Here is a 19062-nt window from a genome sequence, read left to right on the forward strand (position 1 = left end):
CAACTCGGACGCCCGACTCCGCTGCGCTCCGTCGGGCGCCGGTTACGCTGGCCGTTAGCTGGATGCTGACAGCCCTGAGTAAGTCATAGCAGCAAGACCTACAGTGAGGCAGTCCGAAAATATGCTAGATATACAAGATATTTCATCCCTGCTCTTGAATGGACTACGGAAAGCTTGCTATTGAGGCTGCAAAGATTGGATTGAACCCTACCGGCTACCTCTTAAGCCAGATAGCCGAATCAACGTCGAGGAATGTAACACATAGTGACGCTGCCGCTGATAAGGAGCTCACCACGCTTCGCATTGAGGCGGAGAGACAAGAGTTGCAGATGCGGATTTCCGAAGCCCAAGCCAGAGTTGCACAGGAGATTGCCATTGCAAGGCGAATAGAGTCTGCTGATGAAGTTGAGATGGAAGAATTCTACGATTATTCAGGAGAAGCAAGCGTTGGAGGCAAGCTTGATGAAAAGGGTGTATTTGTTGGCGCGGGCGGATCAGGAAGGCGTGTTAGTAAGCGTATTTACAGATTCAGGGGGCATTCAATGCATACAGCTGATGAGATTGTGGTAAATGCTGAGAGGCGGCTGCCACCCGACGAGACCTTGGCAACCTAATTCGCACAGTTAGCTACCTACGTTTCTCAAGCTAAACTGGTGAAACTGAAGCTCCATTCTTGAATCCTCGATATTCGAGCCACCCTGCTGTTCCCTCAGCAAGCTTCTACGTTCAATACTGACCAGCTAACGAGACCCTTGAGTGGGCAGGCACCACAAGCTCTCTGCTTCGCAACCCCAAGCTCCATACCTGCCACTGAGGGGCAGCGATCAATATGCAACCCTGATCCTGCAGCATGGCATCTCAAGTAACGCTCTGAAGGAATTGAGCCTGCCGTTCGACGTGATCGCTGACCTGCCCGAGGGCATCACCGTGATGCCGGTCTTCGCTGCCGATAAGCACGAGGCACTGAAGGCTGCCAAAGAGTTGTTTCCAGGCCATCGGGTCACTGTCGTGCTCAAGGAGGGTGAGCCGGGCACTTGACCCGTGAGGCCATACCCGCATCGCTGCCAGCTTTATCCACCTAATCCACTCGATTTAGGTGGCGATTGCGGTGCCAAGTTGTCTTTATGCTTTCTCCTTGACCTGCATCCCATTGAATTCTGTAGTCATATCCAGGTCGACCAAAGCCTCTGTTTTTCTTTTCAACAACAGTTCCCTTGTCGCCAGCTTCTGGAAAGTGGAAAAAGTTCTCTACTACTTTCGCTACCCCAGCGCCTGCCGCACCTCCAACACCAGCGACAGCGCCTGCTCCTACCCCAATACCCGCACCACCAGAGACTATGCCAATTCCAGCACCAATAGCGCCCGGCAGCGCGGCTGGGAGCGCAAACGCACCTACGGCAACACCCGTACCAATCGCGCGCGATTGAATGTAATTGCGGTGCTCCTTTGCACCTTCTCGCGTGATGCAGACGCGGTCACCTAGCGAAAAACTATCTAAGAAAGACGAGGACATTTGTGACGAACCAAGGCATTCGTTTATGAAAGCCATCATGACGCAGGCCGCCGAGGGCTTGGGCGGGCGATGGATGCTGACCCCTGCTGCTGTCTTAGCTGGATTGATCAGAAGTAAGGCAGAAATCAGTCCAGCATCCGGATCCAGACCCACCACACCAGAGCCACCGGCACCATCGCCAGAGCCAGCACAGCAAGGCTTTGAAGCTGTTCTGAGTTCATTTGCCCCTCCTTGTCCGGGCAGCGAGCAGGAGCGCCACCAGCTCCTAGCGGCGTGGGGCAGGGGCGAGGGGTGAGCTGGGTGGTCTTGACTTCCCCGCCCGGGTTGTAACACTCGCCGTCACTCACCAGGAGCCGTAGCGAGCCTTAAATCAAGACTATGACTGGGGCTTGGCTTGTAGCAACCGGGACTCCAAAAGAACCCGCGCTACCCCTGTGCCATGCGACACGAAAGCTGATCCACCTGGCAAAGGACGATCCATCGACCAAACTACCTGGGGTTGTCCCTGTTCCGCCCTGCCGGAGCGGGCTGCCGCACTGGCAACGAATCGCCTGCGGGTTTCTACGGTGCAGCGATGGCCCCAGACCTCAAGCACCCTGCCACCGGCGATTTGATTGTGTTGGCCGATGGTGAGCAGCTTTGGCGGATCGGCTGGCCTGGTGCACCGGTCCTTGTCGTCACTAAGAGCGAACCACACGGCACCGCCCTCTACCGGCTGGCTGATCCCAAATGCAAAACCTGGAACAAGGTGGGGGACATGAAGCTGGTTCCCTGGCCAGAGGCAGGCAGCTGAGCCGACCCAACCCAAGCCGCCTCACCAGGAGTAGAACAGCTGTACTGCTGCCACTGCTGGTTTGATGTTGGCCAACCTGCCTATTGGCGAGCCTGTGCCCTTCTGCCCGGGCTCTTTGGGTGAGGGCTTGGATCTCCAGGCCGCCCTGATTCCCAACCCGGTCTGCACCTTCTACATGCGGGCCAGCGGCAATGGCATGCGCCAGCACGGGATCAACGACGGCGACCTGATGGTGATTGACCGCAGCGTTGAACCCTGCTCCGGCCATGTTGTCGTCGTTGCTCACCAGGGCAGCTTCTTGATGCGGCCGCTACTGCGTCAGGGGGAGCAGTGGTTGCTTGAACCGGTGCGGCCAGGAGAAGTCGCAATTCCTTTGGACCTGGAGGTCTTTGATCGCTCAGGGCTATTTGGCGTGGTGGTCCATGCGGTGCATCACCTCAACAAGCCGCGCTTGCGAAAGATCTGAGCTGGGGTGGACAGGGGACAAGCCGACTCAAATAACCGAAATTCGGGTGTTTGATCGCTCCGAGCTTCCACCCGCTCGCTCCCGCTCTGGGATTCCAGCTCTGCGCTGAACAGGCCGCACATCTGGCCTTGCTGCACCCACTCGCGCCTGCTCAGGGATTCCACTGCAGCCCAATCAGGCCCAGGTCCAAAACACTTGCGTTGCCCACCAGTGGCTTGCTCCGGGCTTCCTCAGTCTGAGGCATTCCTGCGTCATGCCTCCGCTTCGGGAAGTCCCGTCGCTGCGCCCAATGGCGCCGATTCCATGGCTATCCGCTCTGCTGCTGCCTCTCCGTTCTGCAGGCCAGAGGAAGATCCGTTCCTGCTGCTCGAATCCACCCTCCGTTCCATCGAGGTGGTGCTGATGCTGCGGCGTGATCTGCCGCTGCGCCGCACCTGGAGCGAGCAGCCCTATGGAGAAGAGGAGATCACCCGCCTGGAAGAGGAGGTCCTGCCCGCCATCCGCAAGTGTCTGGCCCGCGTTGATGAGCTCGATCAGCGGCTGCTTGCCCAGCATGAGTTGCTGGTGCTGCGCTGCGAGCTCGAAGCCAAGCGGCACGCTGTGGCCTAAGGCCTAGGAGCCACAGGCTCAAGCCCGGCCGGGGGCCTAATCCGGCTTTCTCCCCTTTTGATTTGCTGAAGTTCAGGGTCAGCCGTGGTGCACCACAGGGGAGAGCACTTCCCTGATGGTTCGCCCAAGCGCCAGCAACCTGACGGGCTGGCAGCGCCGCAGCGTCAAGGCCAAGGCGAGCGCCCGGTGGGAATTACTGAGTGCACCTTTCGGTGCCACTCGGGCGGCCTTGACCCGGCGGCTTAGTGGGCGCGAGGGGGGGCGTTTTTTCTCCTTCCTGCGATGCAAGCCACCTCCACCCTGCTCCGCTCCAGCAGCACCAGGCAGCACAAAGCCGGCACGGCCACCACAGCAGCTCGGCAGCTGGTGCTGTTCTCCTTGCCCGAGCCGATCGCCTGCTGCTGGGATCTGATCTGCCCAGAGGAAGCCTGGGAGCAGCCCCTGCGCTGGGCCGTCAAGGGCCCAGGCCCGCTGGAGGCCTACGCCCCTCCACCCACTCGCGCCTGCTCGGGGATTCCAGGGCTGCGGCCCTAACCCGTGGTGCACCAGCTGGCCTAAATGCAGGCAGCTCAGCTGCCGCCAGCTTCCCAGCGATTAACACCACCGGCTCCGTTGACTTCCGCAGCGTTGTGGTGCTCCAGCCAGGCATTCAGCAGGTCGCCTTTGGTCACCCGATAGCCCAACTGGCGAGAGGTGTGCAGCAGCTCCTGGCGGCTGCGGCAATGGCTGAGGGTCTGCTGGAGCTCCTGGCTGGTTTCTGCATCAGCCACTAACCGCTCCAGATCAGACCAGCTCATGCGCGTGCGCCCGGTATGTGCTCACGTTCGCGTGAGTTGGTCGCTGGCACCAGGTTCCGCAGGGCACGCTGCTGCACTCCACCCGATTGCTTTCTGCCCTTTATTGGGATGAGGTCCCCTGGGAAAACCAGACCTCATCCGGCCTGACGGGAGCAGCTGGACCACGCCTCGATCGCAGATGGGCGAGCAGGTCTGTTCACCGGACGCGGTGAGGGGGCAGCACGGGTCTTTCAGCAGGGCCACTAGGCGTTGTCTGGCCGGGCGTTGCGAAACCCCTCCGCAGCATGCCCCTGCGGCTCGCACCAGCAAGGGCTGACGCAAGGCTCGCTGCTCTCGCCCCTGGCTAGTGCTCTCCTTTGGGGCGCTTGGTCGGTGTTCTCCGCACCACCCCAGCCATGGCCACTCCCCAAGGCCCCGTCTGTGAAGTCCGCCTGCTTGTGGTTCACCGCTATCCGCCCGGCGTTCAGAAGCTCGGCTCCACTCCCTGTGAAGTCGAGTTCTTTGGCCGCCGCGGTAAGCCCGTCAAAAAGATGCGGCTGATCCCTGCTGAGAAGGCCTTTGCCTTTGCCCGCAAGCTGCAGGGCACCCCCGGTTGCACCGTCTCGGTCTGCTGAGCCTGGGGGCTCTGGCCCGGCTGCCGGTTGGTGGCCGGGCTTTACAGCCAATGGCGGTAGGCACTCCGCTGCCGCCGGGCCCTGGCCTTGGAGCGAGCACTACCGAATTGGGGGCTGGTGCCATCGCGGCGGCGCCGCACCCAGGTTCCTTTCCTGATCAAGCCAGCGTCTTGGGCGTTGGCGCGGCGTGCAGCAACGATCGCCCCGTAACCACGCTTTTGTTTGGCGCGGGCACGGGAGCGGGCCTGGCTGGCGCTGGCGGCTGGCACCACGGTGGATGTGGAGCGGTTGCGCCAGAACACCAGATACCAAGCCATCAGCTTCTGCAGCAGGGGGTAAACGATGCGCTCATCAGCGCCGTGGTGCAGCCGCCCTAGGCGTGGTGCCCTTGACGGCCTCCAGATAGAGCTCGGCGGTGCTCAGCGTCTGCAGGTTTGGGGCGGCGCTGTGGTCATGGCCCGCCTCAGCAACCGTGCCTGCGTACAAGCCGCTCCTCTGCTGGAACAGGAAACTGAATACCGGGTGACGGCGTAGCTCCTCCATGTAGTCGCCATCGCACAGCGCCACGCCATCGGCGGTGAGGGGTTGGCCCTTGCCATCCACCGGCAGCAGCCGCTCGCGGCCCTCCAGCTCGCCCAGTTGGAAGTGACCACCGCAGAGCGTCACGAAGGTGTCAAAGAACGTCCCCCGTTCATCGCCACCCACGCGGCCCTCGGCTTCTGAAAACAGGCGCTCCAGCAAGCGCTCCTTGCGCAGGTTCTGCACTTGGGAGCGGGCCTCGTCCCTTTCTTTTTCAACGCTGCGCACGCGGCGGATGTTGGCCTCATTGAGCTGGCGTTCACGGTCGCCCACCTGGCGTTCGAACTCTTCTCGCTTGCGCTCAGCGTCTTGCAGACGGGCGTATTCATCGGGATTGATCTCCGAGAAGCGCGACAGCTGGGCGCGGGCCTTGCGCAGCTCTTTCTCGAGCTGGTTGCTGCGACGGCGTTCGGCTCGCAGAGGCTCAGCATTGCTAGTGGCAGCAGGGGGGTCGTCGTTGTCGCTGCTGCCGCTGACACCTGGGTCTTGGGGCAGGGAGAGGTCAAAGGTGTCGTCGCCCTCGGCAGCATCCAGACCAGCGTCAGCGGCGCCGTCGCTGTCGAGAAGGTCGGAGTCAGTGGCAGGTGGAGCAGAGCCAGCGGGGCCCTGGTTGGGCTGCTGCTGTGGCTGGCCGTAGACCTGCCATGGAGCAGTAGGGGCCAAAGGCGCTGGAGCGGTGCCGCTGTTGGTGCGGCTGAAGTCAGAGAAGAAGGAAGAGGACATCACCCATCACGGCTGTGGTGCTGCGGGCGCCCCGTCCGGGCTGCGCTCGCATCTGCTGTTGCCAGCTCCTCAAAAGCCCTGCTCAGGCATCTCATCCAGCACAGCTGCAGAGCGCCTCGCCGGCAGGTAGATCCACTCCCCCGCCGGCAGCGGCGTTGAGGGTAAGTAGCCAGGCACCAGCAGTTGCATCCCGGCCGGGATTGGCGTGGTCGAGCGGTAGACAGGCAGCAGCAGGGTGGTGCCGGTGGGCAGCGGTTCCTCGCTGGGCCAGCTGCTCAGCTCCGGGTTGAACTCGCGCAGCAGGGAGAGGCTGAGGTTCTGCTCGCTCGCCACGCTGCTCAAGGTCTCGCCCTCGCCTGTGACATACGGCTCGCTTTGCTGCAGCACCGGGTTGAGGCTGCGCAGCTTCTCTTCTGTCGTTCCGTGCCGGCCAGCCAGCACCGCCAACGAATCACCCTCGACTGAGGTGATCGTTTGGGTGCTTTCCAGTTGGGGGTTGCTCCGCCGCAAGGTGGCCACGGTGGTGCCGTAGCGCTCAGCGATCAGGTTCAAGCTGTCGCCATCACGGAGCACCAACACGCTGTGGGGTCTAAGCACCAGCTGGATCGCTTCCCCCAGCAGCGGCTGCACCAATAAACCAATGCCGCCAGGGCCGTAATCCGCCCCGAAGTGCTGCACCAGGCAGCCGGCGAACTGGGCACGACCTCCTGATGGCAGCCCGCCCTGGGGAGAGAGCTGGGCCAGATCTCCCAGCCACATCACCCCCTGACAGGGGGCCTGCACCGTGCCCAGCAGATCCGGATCCCAGGGCAGTGGCGCCTCCTCTCGGAAGCCAGGAGTGGCCCAGGCCAGCTCTGCCGCCAGCCAATCGAAGGTGTTGCTGGTGCTCACCGGCAGGAGCGCTGAGCGGCAGAGGTAGCCGCGCAGCAACACATCACCCGGGTCGGTGAGGGCGGTGTCGTTGTAGCCGCCCACGATGCCGCCCTGCTCCAGAAAGCAGTCGATCACGTGGCGGCGAATAGGAACCGGACTGCGGCTCTCGGGCCGGTCCACCTCAAACAGGCAGAGGCGGGCATTGGCGTAGGGCTGCAAGGCCAGCCATAGAGGCGCAGCCAGGGGCTGAGCCACCCGGCTGTCGATCGCTGGTGAAGCGGCTGGCAATCCCACCAGCTGGCCCCACTGCCCTGCAGCACGCACGGGGTTAAGTCCCTGGTTCAGCGGCGAGAGGGGTTGCTCCATCACTCAGCCCCGCACCAGAGATCCCTGGAAGGGATCGGTGTTGCACTGGCGCCAGTTCTGCAGCCGCGGCAACAGCAGCGCCAGCTGGCCGATGTGCTGGCTCCTGTGCCGGTTCAGCACCAGCGCCGGCGAGGGCCCTGCTGGATTCCACTCGCTTTCGGTTTCCTCCAGCAGTAGCTCGGTGGCGTAGTCGACCACCGCCAACTTGCTCAGTGGCAGCGGGTTAGGCACGACCCCACCGGCCACGCCCTTGCGCCGGCTGCGCACTGGGGTGTTCACCTCGGCTGGACTCAGCACTGCCAGCTGCTGATCCAGAGCGGCGATGGCATCGAGGTGGCGCTGGGCCGTGCACACCCCCGTGGGGTAGTGGGTCTGCAGCTGAGCCATTTCCCGGTTCAGGGCCGCCAGGGCAGCACTGGTGACGGGGATGGAGAGGGCGATACGCAGGGCTTCTGCGTCGCCGGGGCGCCAGCTGCAGGTGGGTGGAGAGGACACGGTCATGCCCTCGTTTGCCAGATCAGCTGCCCCCAGTCATCTCACCCAGCCCCAGCTGCTGCCGCAGCTCGGCCCCGTCGATCACTCCACGCTCATGCAGCAACAGCCACTCCTGCACTGAGGGCTGGGGTTTGCGCGGCGGTTGCGGCGGCACCAGCGGACTGATCTCCACGCTGCAGGCCGGTGTGTCGGACAGCTTTTCGCCGGTGAGGCGGGTCCACTGGCGCAGCAGGGTGCTGAGCATCGAACTCTTCTGGCCCGCCAGCGACTGCAGCACAGCAAAGCTCTGGCCGGCGGTGAGCGAAATCTCCAGCTCGGTGCGAGCAGGGCCGTGACCGCCGGCCGGGATCAGGGCATCGCGGCGCATCGCCTCCTCCAGCTGCTGCAGATAGGCGCGGTGCTCCGCCAGCGAACGCGCCTCGATCTCGACCCACTGGAACTTGGCACCCTCCGGCAGGTCCATGAAGGAGGAGGTGGAGAGCACCAGGCGCTGGGGGCGTTGGGCATCTGATCCGCCGGTGGCGGCACCCGTCCCAAGGCCGCCGTCGCTGCGGCGAAAGCCGTAGGCATCCACCAAGCCCGTGCGCACGCCTACTGGCAAGGCGGTGCGTGACAACAGATCCTCGTAGTCACTGCGGCAGCGGTAGTGGTTGAGGTACTGGTGGGCTAGGCCCAGATGAGGGAGATCGCCTTCTCCAAAGGCGCTGCCATCCACCGAATACCAGAGGGCCGGTAGGTCAAACCGCTGGGGCAGCAGCGAAGGCTCGCCTGCCGGCACCACGTCGTAGCCATCAACAGCACCGGGGTTGGGGTTTGCCTGCCAGCTGCGCAGCACCAGACCGTCATCAGTGACCGAAAGGCTGCGGTACAGCCAGGCTTGTGGATCCGGCACTAAGCCGCCATGGGCGTCGATCAGCACGGTGGGCACGGCGGCATTGCCGCTGGAGAAGCGGGGCGGCAGGGCCTGGCGGCGTGGCTCCCGCCAGACGATCTCCACCGGTCCCGATGCAGGAGCACCGCTGGCGCCCTCGGCGGGGTGGCGCCAGTTCAGCAGGTCTCCCCTGGGTACTAGCTGCAGCCGCGGCAGGGAGAGCCGGTCGCCCTTGGCGAGGGCTTCCAGCCGGTCGCCCTCTGAGGGCCAGCGGTGCTGGGGCGGCAGCTGCAGGATCAGGCAGCCGCCATCGCGCAGGGTGAGCAGGTCGGCCAGGAATAGGAAGACCCCCAGGTCGGTGCCCTGGCCATCGACATCGGTGGCCACCCGGGTCAGGGAGTCGGGCAGCTCCTGCCAGGCCAAGCGCGAGAGCATCCCGGCGTAGGTGCGCAGGGCATCGCGGTAGAAGCCGGTGGGGCGGGCGGCTTCTAGTCGTTTGAGATAGCAGGTCTCGGGTTCTTCTATGCCGCGGGTTAGATACAGCGGGCGGCGGCTGGTGCCGTCGGGAAGCTCCAGCAGGGTCCAGCAGTCGTAGACCAACTGCAGTCGGTCGCGCAGACCGGAGAGGGTGGGGTGCTCCAGCCAGGGGGGCTGGGCTAGGAGTCGGGGCTGCGTCTCTGGCGAGGAGGTGGGGGAGCTTGTGTTGGTTGACCTGCGGCGGCGGGTGGTAGGCACTGGCTGCTGGTGGGGTCAGAGCCATTGCCAGAGGTAGCGGTTGACCGTGGGGGCGATGCATGATCTGCATGGTTCCAGTCAGATCATTTGGGCAAGCAGGTCGGGCAGACCAAGGGGCATGGGTTCATATACGGGTCCGCATATGAACCAGGCTTGAGGGTTCATCTGCCCGAGAGTGATTGCCACGCAGTGAGTTTAGGATTGAACTAGTAATGACTTCGGGTTCTTATGCGGACCAACAGGGGCCTGGCTATTTTTAAGCGAGGATCCGCCCACATAACGTTAGGCTCTCCAAAGGATTAGTGAGACGTTTCGCCATGAGTCTTCCCAAAGTCCCACTCACCCAACATCAAGAGAGAATAGGGATCAATATTGTGGCGGAGACTCTCGCGCGGATGAACCTGGTCTGGCGGGAGACTCCATCGACAGATGTCGGTGTTGATGGCCAAATCGAGTTTATAAATGACACAGGTGAAGCAACTGGTCAGATTGTCGCTGTACAGGTAAAATCCGGCCCTTCATACCTTTCTGAAGGTCCCAATAATAGCTGGGCATACTACCCTTCAGATGCTCATCGTCACTACTGGGAACAGTTTCCTGTTCCCGTTCTTCTATTTCTCTGTGATCCTGAAACTCGGCTGGTGTTCTGGGTAGATGCACGGCAGTACCTACGGTCACCAGTGAGTGAAGGGAGTCGTGCCATTCTTGTTCCCAAGCTCTCGACACTCGAAGACAAGACGAGAGGGTCCCTGTTTGCCAATATTGGCGAGATCGATGGAAGATTTCTTGATATAGACGAACTGATTAATGTACTTATGGAACGAAGGATAGACAAGCCCGGATTCTCGATGTCTTTCTTTGACATTTTTGCCACTGGCCTTACAAACATCGCAAATACGCTTTATTTTGGCATGGATATTATTTGCAAGGTTGCCGAGGCGCGAGCCGAAATCGTCACCACCGGCGAAGATGAATACCAGTTCGCATATGACTATATGCGTTTTGTGGTTGCTCAGCAACTTGCGGATGTTCCTTGGTCTGAATGCATGATTGATTGGCACGATAGAGGAGTTGTGCCGTCATGGATGGCTCGCCTTACGCGAAGGGGGCGGCAAATCGTCGATCAAGTTTACCGTCTAGAGATGAGGCTCCGTGAAAGCGGTGTCATCGATGCGCATCCGTTGCTGCATGTGATGCAAGAGACATCTGTTTCAATGCAGTGGTCACCCTATACTTATTCACGGATAGATCTTTCCAGAGATCTTCAGAATGAGCACCTGGGAACCGACTACCAGTTTGCTGCCGGACCGGAGGACATCCATTGCATCCAGGACTGATAGCCAATGACAGCCTCGATCGGGCATGTGTTGCTAGTGCGTGCCTAACATCCAGATACAGAAGACGGGAGTGAGGGTTGCTTTATACCGCGATACTTCCTGCCCGCTTCTGATCTGGGGCGTTAATCAACAGGAAAAGCAACCACCCGAACTGAGCAAGCATCAACAATCTGAATCCACTGCTCACGGCTGATCCCTAATCGCTCCAGCATCTCGCCAACGGCTACTCCCGATGTAAGCAATCGCTGCCCCCGCGCATGCAGCTCCCGCCAAGTCGGCGGCACTTTGAGCAAGAAACCATTGTCACGCAGAAAGTGGGTGATCTCCCCGTTGGCGTATGTGCGCCCATAGGGCCGGAATGGACCCCGTGAAGGGTCGTAGCGGCGGGCTGCCTTAATCAGCCCAATCATCGCCAGCTGCAGCAAGTCCTCCTTGGGGTGAACAGTGCGGCGAGCGAAGTTGCCGGCGATCTTCTCCGCCAGATCCATGTGCTCCAGCGCCAGGGAATCGGCAGCGGCGTGGGGCCGCACTGGCCGCTGTCGCCGGGGTCTGCAGCGCGGCGGCTGCTGATGCTTGGGACTCGGCGGGCGATGCGCCGGCGTCTGGAGATTGATCTCCAACTGCTCTGCCCGTGCATGGCACATCGGCTGGCGGTAGCACCTTTGCTTGAGCATTTGCACCGCCCCAGCTGCATCACCCACCAGCACCACCGTGATCGGCAACGACAGCTGAAGCACTTCTGGTTGCCCATCCACAGGCGCCAGAGCCTGCTGGGGCGACTGCTCAGGGGCTGCCATCACTGCATCCGTCATCGGCTTCTTTCCTCCTCCATCACCGACTCACCAGCAGTGGCGTCACCACCGGCTGGATGCACTGGGCTTTCCAGTAGCGACCCTCCAGCCAGAGGGCGCCGTGACAGAAGGCATCCACCAGGTCCTTGCTGCCTTTGGGGAAACGGATCGCTTCTTCCACCAGCGGCTGGGCGCGGTGGTGAAAGCGGATTTGTCCTGCTTCCACCAGGGGGGCGACGGCATGGGCGCGGGTTTCCTTGCTGCCGCGAGCGGTGATTGGCAGCATCCCCGGCACCCTGCGCCTGAGGGTCTGGAGCACCGCTGGGCCATTGGCGGCGTCCTCAATCAACACGGCATGGGGCCGCAGGCCCTGCTGCTCCAGCGCCTCCAGGCAGCCCAGCAGGAAGCGGATCACCTCCGGCAGGCCAAAACGGTGCCGCGCAGCCCACAGCACCTCCATCTCCAAGGCAGTGCTTTGCAGCGGTCCCTCGTGCTCGCCTGTGCGCGGGTTGAGCGTCCTCGGTGGTGGTGCCAGCAGGCCCGCCAGACAGAAGCCGCAGTAATCGCTTTCTGCCTCCCCCTTGAAGGACAGGTCACAGGAGAGGGCCAGTAGGGCGTGGTGCCGCTGACGGCCATCCGGCCTGGGGAACGGCGGCCGGATCCAGTCGCGCAGGAAGATTGAGCCCGACGCTGGGCTGGGCCGCTGCTGGTACAGCGCTGCCCACCAGTAGGCGCCAAGGCGGGCGCGGATTTTGACCAGCTCGCTCAGCGGGAAGCGCTCCGGGCACAGCGCCTCGCCCGCTTGCCTCCAGTCCAGAATCAGTGTGCAGGTGGGCGGCAGCTTGGGACGCTCAGCCGGCTCTTCTGCAACAGCGGGTAGGTCCAGGACGGTCCACTGCTGCGGCGCTTCGCCGAGCTCCTGCTCGTACAGCCAGCCGATCACGTCCTGGTGATCCCAGCGGGTCAGCACCACCACCTGGGCCGAGAGGTTCGGCTGCTCGTTGCCATCCGGCCCCAGCACCATGGCCGGCTCAGCCCGGGTGAGCCACACCGAGCGCAGCCAGTCGATCAGCTTCTGCCGCAGCGCCGGAGAGGCCGCATCACCGGGGCCCTTGTAGGGGTCGTCAATGATTCCCAGGCTGTAGCCCTTGCCCGTAAAGGGGCCATCCACACCAGCAGCAATGCAGCCGCCGCGTTGGCGGGTGAGCCAGTTGCCCACAGCTGCTGAATCTCGAGCCAGCAGGTGGCCAGTCACCCGGTAGAAGTGGCGCGCTTCTCTGGAGTGGGCGTAGGCCAGCTCGGCCGAATACGACGCGATCGCTGCAAACAGGTGCGGGTAGCGCTGCAGGAAGTAGGCCGGGAACAGCTTGGAGACCAGGAGACTTTTTCCGAGCCGGGGAGGACAGGTGACGATCAGCCGGCTGAGCTGGCCATCGGCTACCTGCTGGAGCAGCTCGATCAGCACGTCGGCCCAGTGGTGGAAGCCATAGCGGGGGTAGGCCTCGGCAATGAAGCTGCGCAAGCTCTGGGGTTCTGCTGGCTCGGCAGCGGTGGTTGTGGGCAGGTGCAGCAGGCCGGCATCACCCCAGGGGTCGAGCTCGCTCAGCAGTAGGCCGCTGCTAGCTGCTGCAGGGCGCTGCACAAGTGCCGTACTTGAGGGAGCGCCCGTCATCCCCTCAGCTCCGGTGACTTAATGGGGCCCCGCAGGATGCCGCCGATCTCAGCAATCACCCGGAAGGCACCCACCGCCGCAGAGAACTGCTCGGCATCCATCGCCCGGCGGGCGCAGTCGTAGAGGGCGTAGATGTGCTGGGCCTGATGTTCGAGGCGGTTGCTGATCAGGTCTTCCACCATCCGCTGGCGAGCCGCATCTAGATAGGAGCGGACCGTGCGGGTGTTGGTGACCCCCCAGCTGGCTCCTGCGTTTTCGTAGATCCGCAGCAGGGGCATGCGCTGGGCAATCCACAGCTGCGCCTCGGCGATGCGCCGCTCCACCTCCATCGCCGTGGGCCTGGGCGCCACCTTGCCGCGACGGCGGAGGCGGGGTGGATTGCCCTTCCCGACTGGCCTAGAGGGATCGACGCCGGCTGAGGGGACGAGGGCTCGGCCATCGGCGTCCTGATCCAGCGGGGCAGAGCGCAGGGCCTCGATGACCTCGTTGACAGGTGGCGCTTGCTGAAAAGACATCAGCCAGACAACCAGAGCCGCAGGGACCCAGCTGGGGAGTACGCAGGTGCCATGGCTGGAATTTGTTTCAGCGAAAGCATAAATACTTTATCCACGCTCGCATATCCGCAGGCCTGATCACCGCTCTGGCCGCAGGTCAGCTTTGTAGCGGCTGGTCCAGGAACGGCTGGAACGGCGCTGGAACGGCCCGCGTTCCGGCCAGATCGCTTGCCAGAGCAGCGTTCCCACGGTGGTGGAACAAATGGAACACTAAATACAGATATAGATATAGATAGAGGCCTAAAGCTGCATACCAATTGGTGGGGCTATTGGGTTACCGATCGGGCCGATCCCTTGCCGAGGCTTAGCTGCCTATTTATCTAGGGGGATGTCCTTGCTGAGCGTTCCACCCGTTCCAACCGTTCCACCCATTGCAGCGCAATGGATCTGGGCGTTTTGGGAGCGGAACGCCGCGTTCCACCTAGATCCAGGTCACCGCGAAGTAACCGGCCCTCATACCAGGCCAGAACGGCTGTGCTGCAGTGGATCTGTGCTGCCGAGCCGTTCAGAGGCTATTGATGGGGATGGCGCAGGCCCTGGCCTTGGAGCCGGCCCCCTTGAAGCGCACCGAGTTCGTGGTGGGCTGCGCTCCCGGCAATCTGGAAAGGATCGTGCTCCAGCTGGAGGCCCACGGTGTGCCGTCGAGGATGCGGGCGATCGCCTCGGCGGTGTTGCTCACCAGCAGGTGGTCCTCCTGGATTCGTATGCCATGGCGCGAGAGGATCTCCTCGGCATAGCGAGCGCTCACAGGATCAAGACCGCCGGGGGTGACAACCGTCTCGACCAGCTCGCCGACGTTGCGTGTGTGGATCCGGTCCTCGGTTTCCACCCGCAGTTCGAATTGCAGGATGCGATTGAGACAGCGCCGTTCATCGGGCAGACCGATGCTCTGCTGAAAGGTGCTCCAGTCACTGCCAGCGATCAGGGCCTGAGCCTGGGCAGCTGTCGGGACTTCACTGGACTGCAGGGCCCAGGCGCCAGCTAGCAGCGTGCCGTACTGATCCCCCTGATGCTGGGAGCCGAAGTGGGCCGCCGCAACTCGGGAGAACACCCGCACTGCCTGGCGGATCATCGGGAGCAGCACCACGGTTCGGGCGATCAAGCGCCGGCCGGCGCCGGCAGTGATCTGCTCCTCCAGGTCACGGTCGAGCTCCTCCCAGTGGCGCTGCCGTGCCGGTGGCTGGAGGTGATCCGGGGCCCGCAGGGTGAGCTGGGAGAAGCGTCGTCTGTCGGCGCCCTGCCTGAGGGCGGTTGAAACGCTGCTGAGCAGGAACATCGAGCGAACCCGGAACCGCTGCACCTCCCCTGCGGCGGAGCCCTTGCCGATCGAGGCCCGTGTCTCGCTGGAGGCGTAGCGGGCCAGGGCAAGGATCTGCTGGATGCGCTGCTGATCGGCTTTCTCGTTGCTCTCGGCCTCGTCGATCACAACCGGCAGGGCATCGGAGCGCAGGGCCTGGCGGATGAAGGCCTCGGTTGTGTTGCCCACCACCGGCAGGGCGAAATCCCCCAGCAACACCCCGACAAAGCGCTCCAGCAAGGTCGACTTGCCCGAGCCTGCGGCGGCCGTAAGCCAGAGGTGAGGGCGCCAGCTGAGCGCCCCGGAAATCGGCGCCAGGGCCACCCAACCTGCAAGCAGCAGGGAGGACGCAGGGATGTCCCAGTGAAACCGCTCGGCGATCGAGAGCACCATGAACGCTTCCTGATCGCTCAAGGGAGTGGCATCGCCGGGTCCGTGGATTGCCGCGCCGCGCTGGTAGTGAAAGCGTGAGCAGAAGGGTTGGGTGATGGGCTGACTGCGGCCATCGACAACGAGGCGATCACCGAGGTGGAGTACCGATTGCCCTGCATCGGCCCAGGCGCCGCGACCGCGCAGGCATTCCAGATCAAAGATCCCAACGGCGGCCTGCTGCGTAAACAGATCAGAAGCAGCGGCGGTCCAGTTGACCCCAGTCTTGGAGGGAAAGAGGGTCTCCCAATAGGCGATCGGCGCCAGGCGGCAGAGATTCATGCCGCCGTGGGAGGAGGAGGCCAGCCGCACCACCTGACCAGTCGAGCGGGGCTGGTAGTAGTAGCCATCCCCATCAAAGCCGAGGCAGAGAAAGGGCCGTTCGCCTGTGGTGTGGGCTGCCCGCGGCGCCGCTGTTCCACCAGGGGGGAGGCCCGGAAGTACCGGAGCGGCGCTGCAGTCACCTGCGGCGTGATTCATCCGCAGGTGGGCGGCCCGGGCAGCCCGCAGGATCACGCTGATGCGCTCCCCCAGTAGGCCCGGAGCGTCATCAACCGAACCGCCCGGCGGCAGACCGCTCCAAATCTCGCCGGCCGGCAGGTGGAGCAGCGGCAGGCCCACCTCCGCTGCGGCCTTGATCACCTGGCGGGCGCGGCGCTGGCCCTGCTCATCGTGATCAGAGAGATAGACGATGCCGGCCACACCGGCCTGCCGGAGGGCGCGGTAGCGCTCAGCGATCTGGGGGCTGCTGTGGGCGTGGCCCGGTTGGGTGGAGGCGAGGAAGCCACCGCTGATCAGCAGGTCAGCGCACTTCTCCCCTTCCAGTTCAAGCAGCCAGTGGCCGCGGGCCTGCAGCAGCGACGGCCACTGGTACATGGGCCAAGGAGCTGGCCCGGCGCCGCGCTGCCAGCCCTGGTCGGTGCGGTGGTTGGCGTAAAAAACCTTGCCGCCGGATCGATCAACGCGGCTGACGCGCTGGTGGTCGGAGTAGGCGTAGGGGCTGCCGGTGGGCAGCGGCGCTGCCTGCTCATCGAGCAGCGCCAGGTGGAATGCCGGCACCGCTTCTGGCAAGGGGGGCGGCGTGGGGTCTGCAGAAGCCAGCAGGCCATCCCAGGAGACAGGGGGCTCCGCTCGCTGCGCTGCGACAGGAGGGGGTAGCGCAGCCCGCAGCGGTTTTGGTTGTTCCAATCTGAGGTGGGCCTCGAGGTGGCGGGCGGCGGTCGCAAAATCCCAGCCGGTCACGCGCAGCAGCAGGTCCATGCCGCTGCCGCCACCGCCGCTGCGCTCGCGCCCACCGCACTGGTTGCAGTACCAGCCGCCGGGCCCGTCGTCGCGGTCCCAGCGGTAGCGATCGGTGCCGCCGCAGGCGGGGCAGGGCTGGTGCCGGTCCTGCAGCTGCTCCGGGGTCAGGCCGGCCAGTTCCGCCAGGAGCCGGGGCCAGTGGCCATCAGCTGCGAGCAGCACATCGCTCGCCATCAGCGCAGGGAAGCCCCGTAGCTGGAGAGGGAGTCGCTGGATAGGGAATCGCTGGGAGCAGGGGGCAGCCTGCGCTCGTCGCCGCGCATCACCTGCACCAGGGTGCGCCTGACGAAGGAGGCGCGGCTTTCGATGCCGTCGGCGTTGCGGTCGATCCAGGCGACGACGGGCTCAGGGAGCTGCAGCTGTACGCGCTTCATGATGACGGTGGAGTGCTACCGCAAAAGCCTAGCAATAGTTTCAGGTAGCCCTAAAGTCTGGCGAAGTGCTGTCGGCGTGCCGTGGCCATCGCCCTGCGTCCTTACCAATTGGAGGCCGTGCAGCGGGTCCGGCTTGCCTTCCTGGAGGGGCACCGCGCCGTGCTGTTTGTGCTGCCCACCGGTGGTGGCAAGACGGTGGTGTTCAGCCACATCGCCCAGCAGGCGGCAGCGCGCGGTAACCGCATCGCCGTGCTGGTGCACCGGGCCGAGTTGCTGGAGCAGGCCTCCCGCGCCCTGGCGGACCTAGGAGTGGAGCACGGCCTGATCGCTGCCGGCCGCTCGATGAACCTGCGGGCACCGGTGCAGGTGGCCTCGGTGGGGTCCCTGGCCCGGCGCTTATCGATGCTGCCGCGCGATTTCTTCCAGCTGCTGGTGGTTGATGAGAGTCACCACGCGAGCGCCTCCACCTGGGCGAAGGCACTGGAGCACTTCAACACCGCCAAGGTGCTCGGCGTCACGGCGACACCCTGCCGCAGCGACGGCCAGCCTCTCGGTGCCTGGTTCTCCTGCATGGTGCTCGGTCCCACTCCCGCCTGGCTGAGCGACAACGGCTACCTGGCGCCGGCCCGGGTCTATGCCCCACCGATCGGCTTTTCAGCCAAGGGGCTGCGGCGCCGGATGGGCGATTTCGATCTGCGCCAGGCCGCCGGTGCCCTCGGCGGCAGCCGCATCCTGGGCGATGCGGTCAGCCACTACCAGCGCCACCTGGAAGGCCGCACGGCGATTGCCTTCTGCTGCTCGATCGCCCATGCCCAGGCGGTGGCCGAGGCCTTCACCGAACGGGGGATCAGGGCGGCCAGCATCGACGGCAGCCAGGATGTAGGCACGCGCAGGCAGCTGCTGGAGCAGCTGGGGTCCGGTGAGCTGAAGGTGCTCACCAGCTGCAGCCTGATCGGTGAGGGGGTGGATGTGCCCTCGGTGGGCGGCTGCTTGCTGCTGCGGCCCACCCAGAGCCTGGCGCTGCACCTGCAGATGATCGGCCGCTGCCTGCGCCCGCAGCCAGGGAAGACCGCGGTGATCCTCGATCACGTCGGCAACATCGAGCGGCTCGGGCACCACCTCGATGAGCAGGAGTGGAGCCTTGATGGAGTCAAGAAGCGTGAGCAGAGCAAGGCCCCGCCTGTGAAGACCTGCCCGCAGTGCTTCTGCGCCCTGGCCAGCACGCTCAGCGTTTGCCCGGAATGCGGACATGTGTTCCGGCCGGAGCGCCAGAAGCTGATCACGGTGGAAGGTGAGCTGCGGGAAATCAACCAGCAGGAGCTGCGCCGCCAACGGAAGCGGGAGCAGAGCCGAGCCCGAACCGCCACGGAGCTGGAGGCCCTGGGAACCCAGCGCGGCATGAAGAACCCCAAGGGCTGGGCACGCCATGTGATCGCCAGCCGCCAGACGCGAGGACATTGGAGCCTGCTGGCGTGAGCGAGCAGGAGCTACAGCAACGGATTCGGCTGCAGCTGGGCTCAAGTCCAGTGCGGCTGTGGCGCAACAACGTCGGTGCGTTGCGGGATGAACGCGGCCGGCTGGTGACCTATGGGTTGTGCAAAGGCAGCAGCGACCTGATCGGCCTGCGCCAGGTGCTGATCGGCCCGGAGCACCTGGGCCAAACCTTGGCGGTGTTCAGCGCCATCGAGGTGAAGGCCCCGAAGGGAAGGCTGCGGGTGGAGCAGCGCTCGTTCCTTGAGCTGGTGGAACGCTTTGGTGGCTACAGCGGCGTTGCCACGAGTGTCGAAGAAGCCGCGCGGGTGCTGAGGCTCAGCTGATCAGGCCGGTGAGGCTTGGCTCAGGCCCCGTAACTGTCACCGCTGATCGAGCTCA

The 19062-nt window shown here is 63.9% G+C and carries 22 protein-coding genes; 11 read left to right on the plus strand and 11 right to left on the minus strand.

Annotated elements, in window-relative coordinates; translation table 11 throughout:
* Positions 1–158: 158 nt before the first annotated feature.
* The 7 genes from KBZ14_RS02145 to KBZ14_RS02175 all read left to right on the plus strand — a co-directional run bounded on the left by KBZ14_RS02145 (position 159) and on the right by KBZ14_RS02175 (position 3915).
* Positions 159–614: a hypothetical protein gene (locus KBZ14_RS02145; protein ID WP_255116653.1), complete on the plus strand. Its 456-nt coding sequence runs from the start codon at positions 159–161 to the stop codon at positions 612–614.
* 265 nt (positions 615–879) lie between these two features.
* Positions 880–1038 (plus strand): hypothetical protein, encoded by a 159-nt coding sequence (locus tag KBZ14_RS02150; RefSeq protein WP_255116654.1) that lies wholly within the window; start codon positions 880–882, stop codon positions 1036–1038.
* A 58-nt stretch (positions 1039–1096) separates the two neighbouring features.
* Complete coding sequence (locus KBZ14_RS02155) at positions 1097–1483, plus strand: hypothetical protein (protein WP_255116655.1); 387 nt, start codon at positions 1097–1099, stop codon at positions 1481–1483.
* Positions 1484–2012: 529 nt separating this feature from the next.
* Positions 2013–2306, plus strand: coding sequence for a hypothetical protein (locus KBZ14_RS02160; RefSeq protein WP_255116656.1), 294 nt, complete (start codon positions 2013–2015; stop codon positions 2304–2306).
* A 67-nt stretch (positions 2307–2373) separates the two neighbouring features.
* On the plus strand, positions 2374–2772 hold the full coding sequence (locus KBZ14_RS02165; RefSeq protein WP_255116657.1) for a LexA family protein: 399 nt from the start codon (positions 2374–2376) through the stop codon (positions 2770–2772).
* A gap of 303 nt (positions 2773–3075) precedes the next feature.
* Positions 3076–3381, plus strand: a complete 306-nt coding sequence (locus tag KBZ14_RS02170) for a hypothetical protein (RefSeq protein ID WP_255116658.1) — start codon at positions 3076–3078, stop codon at positions 3379–3381.
* A 282-nt stretch (positions 3382–3663) separates the two neighbouring features.
* On the plus strand, positions 3664–3915 hold the full coding sequence (locus KBZ14_RS02175) for a hypothetical protein (protein ID WP_255116659.1): 252 nt from the start codon (positions 3664–3666) through the stop codon (positions 3913–3915).
* A gap of 35 nt (positions 3916–3950) precedes the next feature.
* On the opposite strand, the gene KBZ14_RS02180 is transcribed toward KBZ14_RS02175, so the two are convergent.
* On the minus strand, positions 3951–4178 hold the full coding sequence (locus KBZ14_RS02180; RefSeq protein ID WP_255116660.1) for a Nif11-like leader peptide family natural product precursor: 228 nt from the start codon (positions 4176–4178) through the stop codon (positions 3951–3953).
* Between the two features lie 365 nt (positions 4179–4543).
* Here KBZ14_RS02180 and KBZ14_RS02185 point away from each other — a divergent pair, with 365 nt between their 5' ends.
* The gene (locus KBZ14_RS02185) at positions 4544–4792 is read left to right on the plus strand and encodes a hypothetical protein (protein ID WP_255116661.1); all 249 of its coding nucleotides are present in this window, start codon (positions 4544–4546) and stop codon (positions 4790–4792) included.
* Positions 4793–4833: 41 nt separating this feature from the next.
* Here the strand turns inward: KBZ14_RS02185 and KBZ14_RS02190 are convergent, their stop codons facing one another.
* The 5 genes from KBZ14_RS02190 to KBZ14_RS02210 form a co-directional block, all read right to left on the minus strand.
* Positions 4834–5109: a hypothetical protein gene (locus KBZ14_RS02190; protein ID WP_255116662.1), complete on the minus strand. Its 276-nt coding sequence runs from the start codon at positions 5107–5109 to the stop codon at positions 4834–4836.
* Between the two features lie 34 nt (positions 5110–5143).
* Positions 5144–6094, minus strand: a complete 951-nt coding sequence (locus KBZ14_RS02195) for a hypothetical protein (protein WP_255116663.1) — start codon at positions 6092–6094, stop codon at positions 5144–5146.
* Positions 6095–6163: 69 nt separating this feature from the next.
* Positions 6164–7333, minus strand: coding sequence for a LysM peptidoglycan-binding domain-containing protein (locus KBZ14_RS02200; RefSeq protein ID WP_255116664.1), 1170 nt, complete (start codon positions 7331–7333; stop codon positions 6164–6166).
* 3 nt (positions 7334–7336) lie between these two features.
* Positions 7337–7834 carry a hypothetical protein gene (locus KBZ14_RS02205; RefSeq protein WP_255116665.1) on the minus strand — a complete coding sequence of 166 codons (498 nt, stop codon included), beginning with the start codon at positions 7832–7834 and terminating at the stop codon, positions 7337–7339.
* A gap of 16 nt (positions 7835–7850) precedes the next feature.
* On the minus strand, positions 7851–9434 hold the full coding sequence (locus KBZ14_RS02210) for a DUF4055 domain-containing protein (protein WP_255116666.1): 1584 nt from the start codon (positions 9432–9434) through the stop codon (positions 7851–7853).
* Positions 9435–9751: 317 nt separating this feature from the next.
* Here KBZ14_RS02210 and KBZ14_RS02215 point away from each other — a divergent pair, with 317 nt between their 5' ends.
* A complete protein-coding gene (locus tag KBZ14_RS02215) occupies positions 9752–10771 on the plus strand; it encodes a DUF4365 domain-containing protein (protein ID WP_255116667.1) in 1020 nt (339 codons plus the stop codon).
* A gap of 122 nt (positions 10772–10893) precedes the next feature.
* On the opposite strand, the gene KBZ14_RS02220 is transcribed toward KBZ14_RS02215, so the two are convergent.
* The 5 genes from KBZ14_RS02220 to KBZ14_RS02240 all read right to left on the minus strand — a co-directional run bounded on the left by KBZ14_RS02220 (position 10894) and on the right by KBZ14_RS02240 (position 17190).
* Positions 10894–11583 (minus strand): sigma-70 family RNA polymerase sigma factor, encoded by a 690-nt coding sequence (locus KBZ14_RS02220; protein ID WP_255116668.1) that lies wholly within the window; start codon positions 11581–11583, stop codon positions 10894–10896.
* 19 nt (positions 11584–11602) lie between these two features.
* Positions 11603–13234 (minus strand): phage terminase large subunit family protein, encoded by a 1632-nt coding sequence (locus KBZ14_RS02225; protein WP_255116669.1) that lies wholly within the window; start codon positions 13232–13234, stop codon positions 11603–11605.
* On the minus strand, positions 13231–13749 hold the full coding sequence (locus KBZ14_RS02230) for a hypothetical protein (protein ID WP_255116670.1): 519 nt from the start codon (positions 13747–13749) through the stop codon (positions 13231–13233). The genes KBZ14_RS02225 and KBZ14_RS02230 overlap by 4 nt, the downstream gene beginning before the upstream one ends.
* 544 nt (positions 13750–14293) lie before the next feature.
* Positions 14294–16990, minus strand: coding sequence for a primase-helicase zinc-binding domain-containing protein (locus KBZ14_RS02235; RefSeq protein WP_255116671.1), 2697 nt, complete (start codon positions 16988–16990; stop codon positions 14294–14296).
* A complete protein-coding gene (locus tag KBZ14_RS02240) occupies positions 16990–17190 on the minus strand; it encodes a hypothetical protein (protein WP_254937108.1) in 201 nt (66 codons plus the stop codon). The genes KBZ14_RS02235 and KBZ14_RS02240 overlap by 1 nt, the downstream gene beginning before the upstream one ends.
* Before the next feature lie 81 nt (positions 17191–17271).
* Here KBZ14_RS02240 and KBZ14_RS02245 point away from each other — a divergent pair, with 81 nt between their 5' ends.
* Together KBZ14_RS02245 and KBZ14_RS02250 are read left to right on the plus strand one after the other, a co-directional pair.
* Positions 17272–18666: a DEAD/DEAH box helicase gene (locus KBZ14_RS02245; RefSeq protein WP_255116673.1), complete on the plus strand. Its 1395-nt coding sequence runs from the start codon at positions 17272–17274 to the stop codon at positions 18664–18666.
* Complete coding sequence (locus tag KBZ14_RS02250; protein ID WP_255116674.1) at positions 18663–19007, plus strand: VRR-NUC domain-containing protein; 345 nt, start codon at positions 18663–18665, stop codon at positions 19005–19007. Before KBZ14_RS02245 ends, KBZ14_RS02250 begins: the two co-directional genes overlap by 4 nt.
* Positions 19008–19062: the final 55 nt, after the last annotated feature.

This window comes from Synechococcus sp. HJ21-Hayes, from assembly GCF_024345835.1.
Lineage (GTDB): Bacteria > Cyanobacteriota > Cyanobacteriia > PCC-6307 > Cyanobiaceae > Vulcanococcus.

What these genes read in the sequence shown, in the direction of transcription:
- KBZ14_RS02145 (WP_255116653.1), top strand. Translation starts at nt 159, where the DNA reads ATGGACTACGGAAAGCTTGCTATTGAGGCTGCAAAGATTGGATTGAAC.
- KBZ14_RS02170 (WP_255116658.1), top strand. Translation starts at nt 3,076, where the DNA reads ATGGCTATCCGCTCTGCTGCTGCCTCTCCGTTCTGCAGGCCAGAGGAA.
- KBZ14_RS02175 (WP_255116659.1), top strand. Translation starts at nt 3,664, where the DNA reads ATGCAAGCCACCTCCACCCTGCTCCGCTCCAGCAGCACCAGGCAGCAC.
- KBZ14_RS02180 (WP_255116660.1), bottom strand. Translation starts at nt 4,178, where the DNA reads ATGAGCTGGTCTGATCTGGAGCGGTTAGTGGCTGATGCAGAAACCAGC.
- KBZ14_RS02190 (WP_255116662.1), bottom strand. Translation starts at nt 5,109, where the DNA reads ATGGCTTGGTATCTGGTGTTCTGGCGCAACCGCTCCACATCCACCGTG.
- KBZ14_RS02195 (WP_255116663.1), bottom strand. Translation starts at nt 6,094, where the DNA reads ATGTCCTCTTCCTTCTTCTCTGACTTCAGCCGCACCAACAGCGGCACC.
- KBZ14_RS02200 (WP_255116664.1), bottom strand. Translation starts at nt 7,333, where the DNA reads ATGGAGCAACCCCTCTCGCCGCTGAACCAGGGACTTAACCCCGTGCGT.
- KBZ14_RS02205 (WP_255116665.1), bottom strand. Translation starts at nt 7,834, where the DNA reads ATGACCGTGTCCTCTCCACCCACCTGCAGCTGGCGCCCCGGCGACGCA.
- KBZ14_RS02215 (WP_255116667.1), top strand. Translation starts at nt 9,752, where the DNA reads ATGAGTCTTCCCAAAGTCCCACTCACCCAACATCAAGAGAGAATAGGG.
- KBZ14_RS02220 (WP_255116668.1), bottom strand. Translation starts at nt 11,583, where the DNA reads ATGACGGATGCAGTGATGGCAGCCCCTGAGCAGTCGCCCCAGCAGGCT.
- KBZ14_RS02225 (WP_255116669.1), bottom strand. Translation starts at nt 13,234, where the DNA reads ATGACGGGCGCTCCCTCAAGTACGGCACTTGTGCAGCGCCCTGCAGCA.
- KBZ14_RS02230 (WP_255116670.1), bottom strand. Translation starts at nt 13,749, where the DNA reads ATGTCTTTTCAGCAAGCGCCACCTGTCAACGAGGTCATCGAGGCCCTG.
- KBZ14_RS02235 (WP_255116671.1), bottom strand. Translation starts at nt 16,990, where the DNA reads ATGGCGAGCGATGTGCTGCTCGCAGCTGATGGCCACTGGCCCCGGCTC.
- KBZ14_RS02240 (WP_254937108.1), bottom strand. Translation starts at nt 17,190, where the DNA reads ATGAAGCGCGTACAGCTGCAGCTCCCTGAGCCCGTCGTCGCCTGGATC.